Genomic DNA, 11,420 nt, shown 5'->3' with positions numbered 1-11,420 from the left:
GCCCCTTCGCGGACAAGTCCGCTCCCGCTGGTTGGAACCGGTTTTCAACCTGCAGGATAGGGGCGTACTTTATTGTGCATGGCGCGACACCCTCTGCCTTCAGGCCGAAGTCGCCAGCCCTGCATTCACCAGCCATTGCTCCAGCCCTTGCAGGTCGGGAATGCGGGCTACGGTGTCGCCGACCTGTACGGCGGCCAGTTCCAGTTCGGTCAAGGGCACGTCGACGTAGCTCAGTTGGCTGTCGACCTTGCAGGAGCGCGGGATGCCTTGGGTCAGCAATGCGATAAACCTCACGTCATGGCGTCCGCCCAGCGCATTGAGCACGACGATCCGCGCTCGCCCGCCTACGCGCGTGCGACCACCGCAGGCCGCTTCGAAGCTGAGCAGTGGCAAGGTCAGTTCGCGCCAGGTGATCGGCCCCAGATACCACTCAGGCGCACCCGGTTCGGCGCTGCAATCCTGATAATCGATCAACTCGGCAACGGCGACGTTGGGCAGCAGCAGGTGACGATCGCTCAACGGCAGGATCAACCCGGTCAGGCTGGTCAGTCGCTGGGTCTGGAACGAACTTTCAGACATGAACCTGGCTCCAGTGCGCGATGCTGTCGAGCAGCACATTTTCCTGATACGGCTTGCTCAGGTATTCGTTGACGCCCAGGGCCATGGCCCGGTCGCGGTGTTTCTTGCCGGAGCGGGAGGTGATCATGATGATCGGCAGATCCTTGAGCTGTTCGTCGCGACGAATCTGGCTTGCCACTTCAAAGCCGTCCATGCGCGGCATTTCGATGTCCAGCAACAGGATGTCCGGCGTGTGTTCCTGCAACAGGGTCATGGCATCGACACCGTCCTTGGCGGTCAGCACATGCATGCCATGACGCTCCAGCAACCGGCCCGTGACCTTGCGCACGGTGACCGAGTCGTCCACCACCATGACCAGCAGCGGCCTGCTGTGCTCGACCTCAGCGGGTGCCGCCATTGACCCGACACCCAAGCGAGCGCCCTGCAAACGTCCCTGCAAGGTGCGGATTTGCGCCATCAGGTCGAGGATCAGCACCACATGACCATCACCCAGAATGGTTGCACCGGAGATGCCCTGAACCCTGGAAAACTGTGCGCCGAGGTGCTTGACGACGATTTCCCGCGACCCGGCCAGCGCATCCACTTGCACCGCCACCCACTGGTCCTGCAGATGCACCAGCAGCACCGGCAACGGCTGCAACTGGCCGATGAGCCTCGGCGGGCTGTTGTCGATCAGCTCACCCAGGTAGCGCAACTCGTAGCTGCGTCCGCCATATTGATAGCGCGGCGGGCTGGTCTGGTAATACGCATCCAGCTCGTTGGGCATGACGCGCACGATGCCGTCCACGGTGTTGAGCGGCACGGCATACTGCTCTTCGCCACAGGTCACCATCAACGCGCGGTTGACCGAGACCGAGAATGGCAGGCGAATCCTGAATCGTGTGCCTTTGCCCGGCACCGAATCGATCACCATCGAACCGCCCAGTTGCTTGACCTCGGCGTGCACCACGTCCATGCCGACGCCACGCCCGGATATCTGGGTGATGATTTCGGTGGTGGAAAAACCGGCCTGCAGGATGAACGGCAGGATTTCATGATCGGCAAGGTCTGCGTCCGGATGAATCATGCCGCGCTTGATCGCCTTGCGCCGCACGGCCGCCAGGTCGACACCGGAGCCGTCATCGCTGAGCTCGATCACGATATCGCCGCCCTCGTGCATCAGCTCAAGGTTGATATGCCCCTGCTCAGGCTTGCCGGCGGCCAGACGCTTTTCGGTGCTTTCAAGGCCATGATCGACGGCGTTGCGCAGCATGTGTTCCAGCGGCGCGACCATTCGCTCCAGCACGTTACGGTCCATTTCACCGTCGGCATTGCCGACATCAAATTGCACCTTCTTGTCCAATTGAGTCGCCACCTGACGCACCACTCGACGCAGGCGCGGGACCATACGTTCGAACGGCACCATGCGCGTGCGCATCAGGCCTTCCTGCAAACGGGTATTGACCCGCGCCTGCTGCGACAACAGCATTTCTGCGTCATGCGCCCGGGCCGCCAGGGTTTCCTTAAGGTCCATCAGGTCGGACGCCGATTCGAACAACGAGCGCGAGAGCTGTTGCAGTTGCGAGTGGCGGTCCATTTCCAGCGGATCGAAATCTTCATAGCCCAGACGCTCGACCTGAGCCTGATCGCGACTCAGAATTCGCCCTTGAGTCTCGATATCGAGGCGACGCAATTGATCGCGCATCCGCTCGATCGTGGTCTCCATCTCTGTCAGCGTCACCTGGGTGTCGAGCACTTCCTGCTCAAGTCGCCCACGAAATATCGACGTCTCACCCGCCAGATTGACCAGGTCCTCCAACTGCTCGGCGGGCACCTTAATCGTTTCGGGCACATTACGCTCGGACTCGGCATCTGCAGCCGGCGGCGCGACCACGACGGGCAACGCCTCTGGCGGACGGGCAACCGGCGTACGGTCTGCCGGGTCCAGGCTGGCGAGCCGTTGAATGCTCTCGATCAGCAGGGCCGCATCAGGCATCGGATTTTCGGTGCGCGCCGCATCGAGCATGTCAGCCAGTACATCGTGGCCGCTTTGCAGCAGGCTCATCATCAGCGGGTCAGGCTGCATGGTGCCACTCGACAGCCCTTCGTAAAGGGTTTCAAGCTCATGCGCGAGGTCGCCGATAGGGGTGATCTCGACCATTCGCGCCCCGCCCTTGAGCGTGTGCAGGTCGCGCAGCAGGTTTTCGACTTCCAGGGTGTTCTGCGGATCGGCTTGCCAGCGAGCGAGTGACGTGCCTGAGCTTTCGAGCAGGTCGAACCCTTCCTCCAGAAAGATTTCCAGCAGCTCGGTATCACGCTCCTGCGGCTCATCCGGTTGCGCGGCCAGCGCAACCGGCTCGGGCTCGGCTGTCTCGCCGGTGCGACAACGGATCAGTGCCTCGATCAGTGAGGATGGATCACTGAGCGGCTCTTGCCGGTACAACTGATCCAGCATGATCGCCAGCTCATCGTGACTCTGGAGCAGCAGCCCGGCCAGTGACGGCGAGTGGCTGAAACGCCGGTCGATCAAGCCTTCGTAGAGGTTTTCCAGCTCATGGGCCAGGTCGCCGACTTCGGCGACTTCGGCCATCCGCGCCCCCCCTTTGAGCGTGTGCAGATCTCGCTGCAGCGACGACAGCGGCAAGGGGTTGTCGGGGTCGTCCAGCCAGCGCTGCAGCGCTTGCCCGGCGCTGTCGAGGATATCGACGGCCTCTTCGAGGAATATCTCGACAATCTCGTCGTCCAGGCTGGCCGCTTCAGTTCGCGCAGCCTCGGCCTGCGAGGCTTCGTTCGCCAGTTGTTCAGTCGCGGCATTGAGTTCCGTGACGCTCAGCGTTCGATGGCCATCGCTTTTCACCAATCCGGTCGCAGCAGGATCGAGCGCCTGATCGAGCAGTTCGTGCAAGGCCCGCACACATTCGGGACGAGGCTCGACGTCCTGCCCCGCTGCCACTTGATCGAGCATGTTGATCAGGGCTTCGTGAGCGTGTTCGGCATCATCGAAAAAGCGCTCGCTGACGGCCAGGCTGCTTTCCTCCACTGCGCCATACAGGTCGAGCAAGGCTTCGCAGAGTTCATCGACCTGCGGCAGGTCGGCCAGGTGAGCGCCATGACCCAGCGTGGTCAGCTCGTCGAGCAGGGCGCTGAGCTCCTGACGCTCGCCGGGATGCTCGCGCCAGCGTCGCAGCAGGTTTTCCGCGTCCAGCACGATGTCCATGCCTTCAGCGAGGAAGCTGGCGATCAACTGAGGATTGCGTTTGATGCGCAGGCCGTTGTCCGATTCGCGCAACGCCGACGTCAGCCGGTCATTGAGCAGCGAATAGGCCGCCTCGATCAAGGCTGGCGCACCTGGAATCGGTGCAAACGGCTGGCTGTCCAGTTGTTCAAGGCCTTTGAGCAGGAGTGGCTCGGCACTGCGCAGCAAGCGAATTTCCGGCGAGCCGATGGCGATCAGATTGGCCTTGTACTCGCGCACCAGTTGGTCCAGCGGGCTGGCCAGTTCGGCCATCGGCAACACGCCCGCCATGTGCGCGCTGCCCTTGAGTGTATGCAGGGCGCGCAGCAGGCTGTCGCTGATCGACGGCGAGGCCGATTGCTCGGCACCCTCGAGAAAAAGGTTCAGGGTATTCAGGTGACCGAGCGCTTCCTGGCGGAAGATCTCCAGCAACTGCGGATCGATGACTTCGACGTCCGTCGACTCCACCGGCAGTGCGGGAGGCTCCAGACCGTTGGCCAACGCATGCGCACGCGCGGCCAGCAAATCGACGTCGTTGCGTTGACGCTGGGCACCTTCGGCAAAATCCCTGATGACAAGCGGCAACAGCGCCAGTACTTCATGCGTCAGTTGCCGGGCTTCCAGACCCGGCAGTACGTCGCCTTCCAGAATACGGTTCAGCAGGTTTTCAACCGACCAGGCCAGCTCGCTCAGGATCAGCGCACGCACCATGCGCCCGCTGCCCTTGAGCGTGTGGAACGCCCGACGCACTTCGGTCAGCGCAGCGACATCCCACTGATGACCCGCCGCCAGCGAGTTCAGCCACCTGGGCAGGTACTCTCGCAGCGCATCCAGCACTTCCTCGGCTTCTTCGAGGAAGACTTCACGCAGTTCGTCGTCCACGGCGTCTTCGCCGGAGGGCGGTGGCAACAGGCTCGTCGGGGCATGGCGAGCAGGCGGATTCACGGCAGACACCGGACTCGCCAGCACCTGAGCGATGGTCTGCGTCGGGCTGACCAGCGCCTTGCGGTCATCCAGCGCCAGCAATTCATCCTGGGTGATCACTTCGTCGAGCAGCGGCACTTCCAGCGTATCCGGCGCAGGCGCGTAGCCCAGCCGCGCCAGGCTCTGCTGCGCCAGATCGAGGATCTGGTCACCGGGCGCTTCATGGTCTTCGCCCATGCGCTCCAGGTAGTATTCGACGCCAGTAAGGGTATCAGCCAGGCAGTCTAGCAGGACCGCATCGGGACGCGTCTCGTCCACCAGCAGGTGTTCCTGAATGTATTCGTTGCACGCCGCCAGCAGACTGGCCGCACGTGCCAGCGGGATCATGGCCAGCGCGCCGCGCACCTGAACCAGCAAGGCGCACAACGGGTCGAGGCGTCGCCGGTCCCACTCGCCGTCGATGGACTCCAGAATCACGTCCTTGGCCTGTTGCAACACCGTGCGTGCTTCACGAATCACCAACTGGTGAATCTGGATCAGGTCGGTGGTCGGCAAGCGGCTTTCTTCACGGCTGGCCTGTTCGGTGTTGCCCGCCATGCCTGCCAGCGTCGATTCGACATAGAGCAACGCTCCCGCGACGTCCATCAACGCGGCATCGCTGGGCTCGCGCTGCCCTTGTGCCAGTCCCAGTACCACGGATAGTTGATCGATGATCACCTTGCGCGGCTGGCCAAAACCCAGCACTGCCAAGGTATCGGCGATCTGTCGCAGCGGCGGCAGCAGCGCGTTCAGTTCGCTGACATGCTGACGGTCGCCGCGCACGAACACGTCCAGCCGCTCCTTGACCCGCACCAGCCCTTCGCACAGGGCCTCGATGACCGAACGCATGGCGTCGCGGTCCGGGCCGGCCATGCGGGCGCGCTCTTCATTCACCACGTCGTTGCCGGGCAGAGCGTCGTCCAGCGCGTACTGATCCTTGAGGTCGAGCATCTTCGGCGCCAGGCTGTCGGATTTGGCGATGTAGAACAGCAGGCTTTTCAGCAACTCTTCGGGCGCAGGCTGATTGATGCCTTCAATGCCCTGTTCGGCCAGACGCTTGAGTTCCTTGTCGGCATCCTTCAGCAGGCTGCGCAGCGCCGGGCTGTTGGCAAAATTGCCGTTGAGCATGGTTTCGACCAGCGCCGTGGAAATCCGCCAGAGCGGCCCCAGCGGCGCGTCTTCGCAGAGCTGTTCGAGCCTGGCAAATACCTTGGCCATGTAACCGAGCTGGGTTTTGACGCCCTGCTCGCGCATCAGGCCCGCCAGTGCCGCTTGCAAGGTCTGGCGCAACTTGCGCAACAGGTTGGGCAGCTCGGGCGTGTTGCGCCGGGCGAGTTCTTCCTTGTCCAGCGCTGGCACGACCACCAGTTGCGGGGCGAACAGGCTGGTTTCCGACAGCAGGCTTTCGCCGCGGGCACTGCGCAGGTCGTTGAGCAACGGCAGGACCACCAGCGGCAGATCACGGCGCGCCGAATGAATCCGCTCCAGGTAGATCGGCAACTGGGTCATGGCCTGAATCAACAACTGCTCGGACTCGACCGGATGGCTGACGCGATGCTGCTGCACCGCCAGCACCAGTTGCTCGATTTCTTCGGCCAGCAGCGCAGCGCCGTAGAACTCGATCATCTGCAGACTGCCATGCACCTGATGCACAAGGTTCAGGCACTCGGCCATCGCCGCTGTGTTCGCAGGGTCCTCGATGAACTCGTCCAGCGCGTGACGTGCCTGCGTGAGGGTCTGGGCGATTTCGCCCTTAAGCCACTCCAGCGCCACGTAGTCGTGACGATCAGCCATGACGAATACCGCCCTTTACCCGATCCAGATCGTTCATGGGGTGAACATCATCCGATTTTTTTCGATGGCGGCAAGGTGAAACCCGACACGGAACGGCGCATTTCGCTGGCCATCTTCGCCAGGTTGCCAATGCTTTCGGCCGTTGCCGAGGTGCCCGAGGTGGTTTGCGACGTGGTCTGCTGAATCACGCTCATGGTCTGGGAAATCTGCCCGGCCGACTCGGCCTGTTGCCGCGCCGCGTCGGTGATACTTTCGATCAGTTCGGCCAGCACTCTGGACACCCCTTCGATCTCTTCGAGCGCAACGCCTGCATCCTGCGCCAGCCGTGCACCACGCACCACTTCGCTGGTGGTCTGCTCCATGGAGATGACCGCTTCGTTGGTATCGTTCTGAATGGCCCGCACCAGCGTTTCAATCTGCTTGGTGGCCGACGATGACCGCTCGGCCAGACGCTGCACCTCGTCCGCCACCACCGCAAAACCGCGTCCCGCATCGCCCGCCATGGACGCCTGAATGGCCGCGTTGAGGGCCAGAATGTTGGTCTGGTCGGCAATGTCATCGATCAGGCTGACAATGTCGCCAATTTCCTGCGAAGACTCGCCAAGACGCTTGATGCGCTTGGACGTGTCCTGAATCTGCTCACGAATGTTGTCCATGCCGCGAATGGTGTTGTGCACCACCTCGTTGCCCTTGTTGGCGATGGTCACCGAGCGCTCGGCCACCGAGGAGGATTCCGAAGCATTTGCCGAGACCTGATCAATGGACGCGGCCATGTCGTTGATCGACATGGAGGCCGCGCTGATCTGCAGCGCCTGATGCTCGGACGCCGCCGACAGCTGCATGGCCGTGGCCTGGGTTTCGGTGACCGCCGAGGCCACCTGCTCGGCCGTAAGGTTGATCGTGACCACCAGCTCGCGCAGTTGATCAATGGAGTAGTTGATGGAGTCGGCAATCGCGCCGGTGAAATCCTCGGTGACCGACGCTGCAACGGTCAGGTCGCCATCGGCCAGGTTCTCGATTTCATCGAGCAGGCGCATGATCGCGTTCTGGTTACGCTCGCTCTTCTGCGCCGTTTCGCGCAACTGGCGGTTGGTCTCGCGGACCATCACCAGACCGATCAGGATGATCGACATCAGCGCCAGCAGCCCCAGCACGTAACCGCCCACGGTATTGACCGTGCGCCGGTTGGCCAGGTTTTCCAGGCTGTTGGCCAGCACCGAAGTCTCGTCCAGCAGGGTCTGCGAGGTGTTGAAAATATTGCCGGACGCTTCCCGCACCCGGTACAGCTCGGGCGAGGTTTCGAGAATCTCGTCCACCGAACCGGACACGAACTCGAACAGTTCGGCAATTTCGGCCAGTCGCGCCCGCGCATCGCGGTCCTCGACCTGGGCGATGCGCAGGGTCGCATTACCTTCCAGCATGCCATTGAGCACCCGCCCGAACTGGCTGGCGTCGCGACCAAACGCATCGGCAGCCTGCACCGCAGTTTCATCGCCGGCCAGTACGGTGTTGACCGAGCCCAGAATCCGCTCGGCCAGCAGGGCCTGACGCTGGGCGACCACCACCTGGGTCGCAGGCGCTTTGCTTTGCAGAAGAATCTCGACGACCTTTTCGTACTCGGCCTGTAACTGTGGAATGGTCTCGGCCAGGGTCGCGGCCACCTGATGCAGCGACAGGACCGTCTGCTCGCTGGCCAGAATCACGTCGGTGTTCTTGCGCAGCGCTTCCCAGTCGTTCTGCACGTTGCGCAACTCGTCACGTATCGACGACGGCGCGGCAGGCAGGCTGGTGTTGGGATCACCCTTTCTGAGGTAACCCCAGCGCAAGTCGAAGTCGTTACGCGCATCGGCCAGCAGCTTGAACGCCTGGGCCTTGCCCGACGCCGCTTCGGTGGCGTTTTTCGCAATGCGCTGGGACAGCACACGCAATTCCCCGGCATGCCCGATGTACTGCTTGTCGTAATTGGACTGCGTATTGAGGTAAGCGAAGTTGGCGAACAGCAACATGATGAAAACGATCAGCGCGAAGAACAGCACGACAATCTGCATGCGGCTTCGAGCGCCTTCCAGTGACCTGCCTGTCTTACTCATTAATCAGGCCCCCGCCTGGACCAACTGCGATTCGTGACACAAAACAGACCGGCCAACACCGGGCCAACGGCTTTTCTACAACGCCACATCCATGAAATCTGCCGACTGCACCAGCGCCCAGGGACTGAACACCAGCCACGCCTGCTCCCGAATGAACTGCCCGCGCAGAAACGGCGCAACACGCGGATCGGGTGTGCCCTGCGCCTCGGAGATCAGGCTCAACTGACTGAAATGCTGCATGCCGAAGACCTCGTCCACCAGCAGGCCCGTCAACACATCCTGATGCTCCACCACCAGCACACGCCGTTGTTTGCGCACCGCTGAGAGTTCGTGACCGAAGAACCCGCACAAGTCCATGAGCGGCAGCAACCGCCCGCGAAGATTGGCGACGCCCAGCACCCAGGGTTTGACACCATGCAGCGCGGCATAACGTGGCTCATGAAGGATTTCGGCAATTTCGCCGATAGGTGCCACGAAACGCTGATCACCCATCCGAAAACCGATGCCGCTCCACTCCTGCTGATGGGTTTCCTGCAGCGGCAAACCGGCCGCCAGCGAACGGCAGCGCCGATCGATGTCCAGAAGCATTTCAAACGCTGTGCGTGGCTCGGCCATGATGATTCCGGCAATCAGCCGGCCAGCACCGCATTCAGGGTTTTCATCAGGGTGTCTTCATCCACCGGCTTGGTCAGGTAATCCCGCGCGCCCTGGCGCTTGCCCCAGACCTTGTCGGTTTCCTGATCCTTGGTGGTGATCATGATTACCGGAATCATCGCGGTGTCAGCGTCCTTGGTCAGCTGGCGGGTCGCCTGAAAACCGTTGAGGCCCGGCATCACGATGTCCATCAATACCGCATCGGGCTTTTCCTGACGGGCCAACGCCACGCCGTCTGCGCCGTTTTCAGCCTTGAGCACCTCGTGGCCGTGCTTTTCCAGCATGCCGGTGAGTTTGTACATTTCTGTCGGCGAGTCATCGACGATCAATATTCGAGCCATGGGTGTTCCCCGTCAGGTTGCGAGCACGCGCTCAATGGGCGCGGGCGTCACGGTATATGTTGTTCTGCTGCAACGAAGCTCGGCACATGAGCCTTGATCGCGCTGAGCAGTTCTTCCTTGCTGAAAGGCTTGGTCAAAAACTGATCAGAACCTACGATTCGTCCTTTGGCCTTGTCGAACAGCCCGTCCTTGGACGACAGCATGATGACAGGTGTGGACTTGAAGGCCCGGTTGTTCTTGATCAGGGCGCAGGTCTGATAGCCATCCAGGCGCGGCATCATGATATCGACGAATATGATGCGCGGGTGGTTATCGGCAATCTTGGCCAGTGCGTCGAAACCGTCCACCGCCGTGATGACGTCACATCCTGCGTTTTTCAGCAGCGTTTCGGCGGTGCGGCGGATGGTCTTCGAGTCATCGATGACCATGACTTTCAGGGCTGTGGGGTGTTGTTCCATATCTGCTCTTCCATCGCCGCAGCGAATTTTTGCGCGTTCTGCAAAGCACTGGGAGCCTGATGGTATGGCTTCACGGATCCGTCAGGATCTTAGACCGGATGCCGAGCCTTTTTAGCACACTCTCTCTGCTCAAGCCATAAAGTGCGCGAGCGCGTGCCTGCCCCTTGACCCAGCGCACTCGGAGCGCCACCCTGACGCCAATTTCACGGCCGTACCGGCCCTAATCGATCAGAGGATATTGCCCATGAGCGTTCGCCTAGGGATTGTCATGGACCCCATTGAGCGCATCTCCTATAAAAAGGACAGCTCGCTGGCCATGCTGCTGGCGGCACAGGCGCGCGGATGGACACTGTTCTATATGGAGCAGAAGGACCTGTACCAGAACGCAGGTCAGGCGCGTGCGCGCATGAAGCCGCTCAAGGTGTTCGCCGACCCGGGCAAATGGTTCGAATTCGAGGCTGAAGTCGATGCAGGCCTGGACGATCTGGACGTGATCCTGATGCGCAAGGATCCGCCGTTCGACATGGAATTCGTCTACGCCACCTACCTGCTGGAGCAGGCCGAGCGTGCCGGCGTGCTGGTGGTAAACAAGCCGCAGAGCCTGCGTGACTGCAACGAGAAACTGTTCGCCACACTGTTTCCGCAATGCACCCCGCCGACCCTGGTAAGCCGTCGCGCCGACATCATCCGCGCGTTCGCCGAGCAGCAAGGCGACGTGATCCTCAAACCGCTGGACGGCATGGGCGGCGCGTCGATCTTTCGTCATCGCGCAGGCGACCCCAACCTGTCGGTGATCCTGGAAACCCTGACCGCGCATGGCACCCAGCAGATCATGGCGCAAGGTTATCTGCCCGCCATCAAGGACGGCGACAAACGCATCCTGATGGTTGATGGCGAGCCTGTTCCGTACTGCCTCGCACGCATTCCGGCGGCGGGCGAAACCCGTGGCAACCTGGCCGCTGGCGGCCGTGGCGAAGCGCGTCCGCTGAGTGACAAGGACCGCTGGATTGCCGAGCAGATCGGCCCGACGCTGCGCGAGAAGGGGCTGCTGTTCGTAGGCCTGGACGTGATCGGTGAGCACCTGACCGAAATCAACGTCACCAGCCCGACCTGCATCCGCGAGATCGACAACGCGTTTGGCACCGACATCGGCGGCTTGCTGATGGATGCCATCGAGAAGAAACTGCAGGCGCGCGCTGCCTGATCAGCCGCTTTCACGGCGCACTGTTGTGCAGTTCACCGGCTGTGGGAGGGGGCTTGCCCGCGATGAACGATAATGCGGTTCTCCCGATGTACCGCGTCGACTGCATCGCCGGCAAGCCGCCTC

General features: G+C 61.8%; 7 protein-coding genes. 1 reads left to right on the top strand and 6 read right to left on the bottom strand.

Annotated features, from left to right (window positions below; translation table 11 throughout):
* Nucleotides 1–99: 99 nt before the first annotated feature.
* The 6 genes from BUB69_RS18550 to pilG all read right to left on the bottom strand — a co-directional run bounded on the left by BUB69_RS18550 (nt 100) and on the right by pilG (nt 10,093).
* Entirely contained in the window at nt 100–579 is a 480-nt protein-coding gene (locus BUB69_RS18550; RefSeq protein WP_073169266.1) for a chemotaxis protein CheW, read from the bottom strand.
* A complete protein-coding gene (locus tag BUB69_RS18545; RefSeq protein ID WP_073169264.1) occupies nt 572–6,550 on the bottom strand; it encodes an Hpt domain-containing protein in 5,979 nt (1,992 codons plus the stop codon). The genes BUB69_RS18550 and BUB69_RS18545 overlap by 8 nt, the downstream gene beginning before the upstream one ends.
* 47 nt (nt 6,551–6,597) lie before the next feature.
* Nucleotides 6,598–8,640 carry a methyl-accepting chemotaxis protein gene (locus BUB69_RS18540; protein WP_073169262.1) on the bottom strand — a complete coding sequence of 681 codons (2,043 nt, stop codon included), beginning with the start codon at nt 8,638–8,640 and terminating at the stop codon, nt 6,598–6,600.
* A gap of 75 nt (nt 8,641–8,715) precedes the next feature.
* A complete protein-coding gene (locus BUB69_RS18535) occupies nt 8,716–9,255 on the bottom strand; it encodes a chemotaxis protein CheW (RefSeq protein ID WP_073169260.1) in 540 nt (179 codons plus the stop codon).
* A gap of 14 nt (nt 9,256–9,269) precedes the next feature.
* Nucleotides 9,270–9,635, bottom strand: coding sequence for a twitching motility response regulator PilH (gene pilH, locus BUB69_RS18530; protein WP_004884368.1), 366 nt, complete (start codon nt 9,633–9,635; stop codon nt 9,270–9,272).
* A gap of 47 nt (nt 9,636–9,682) precedes the next feature.
* The gene (gene pilG / locus BUB69_RS18525) at nt 9,683–10,093 is read right to left on the bottom strand and encodes a twitching motility response regulator PilG (protein ID WP_024685311.1); all 411 of its coding nucleotides are present in this window, start codon (nt 10,091–10,093) and stop codon (nt 9,683–9,685) included.
* Nucleotides 10,094–10,337: 244 nt separating this feature from the next.
* On the opposite strand from pilG, the gene gshB reads away from it, so the two are divergent.
* Entirely contained in the window at nt 10,338–11,297 is a 960-nt protein-coding gene (gene gshB, locus BUB69_RS18520) for a glutathione synthase (RefSeq protein ID WP_073169258.1), read from the top strand.
* The last annotated feature ends 123 nt before the right edge of the window (nt 11,298–11,420 follow it).

It is taken from the genome of Pseudomonas asturiensis (assembly GCF_900143095.1).
In the GTDB taxonomy this organism is placed as follows: Bacteria; Pseudomonadota; Gammaproteobacteria; order Pseudomonadales; family Pseudomonadaceae; genus Aquipseudomonas; species Aquipseudomonas asturiensis.
The sequence above is the reverse complement of the archived record's forward strand: the minus strand, read 5'-3'. Positions and strand labels throughout refer to the sequence as shown.

What these genes read in the sequence shown, in the direction of transcription:
- BUB69_RS18550 (WP_073169266.1), bottom strand. Translation starts at nt 579, where the DNA reads ATGTCTGAAAGTTCGTTCCAGACCCAGCGACTGACCAGCCTGACCGGG.
- BUB69_RS18545 (WP_073169264.1), bottom strand. Translation starts at nt 6,550, where the DNA reads ATGGCTGATCGTCACGACTACGTGGCGCTGGAGTGGCTTAAGGGCGAA.
- pilG (WP_024685311.1), bottom strand. Translation starts at nt 10,093, where the DNA reads ATGGAACAACACCCCACAGCCCTGAAAGTCATGGTCATCGATGACTCG.
- pilH (WP_004884368.1), bottom strand. Translation starts at nt 9,635, where the DNA reads ATGGCTCGAATATTGATCGTCGATGACTCGCCGACAGAAATGTACAAA.
- BUB69_RS18540 (WP_073169262.1), bottom strand. Translation starts at nt 8,640, where the DNA reads ATGAGTAAGACAGGCAGGTCACTGGAAGGCGCTCGAAGCCGCATGCAG.
- gshB (WP_073169258.1), top strand. Translation starts at nt 10,338, where the DNA reads ATGAGCGTTCGCCTAGGGATTGTCATGGACCCCATTGAGCGCATCTCC.
- BUB69_RS18535 (WP_073169260.1), bottom strand. Translation starts at nt 9,255, where the DNA reads ATGGCCGAGCCACGCACAGCGTTTGAAATGCTTCTGGACATCGATCGG.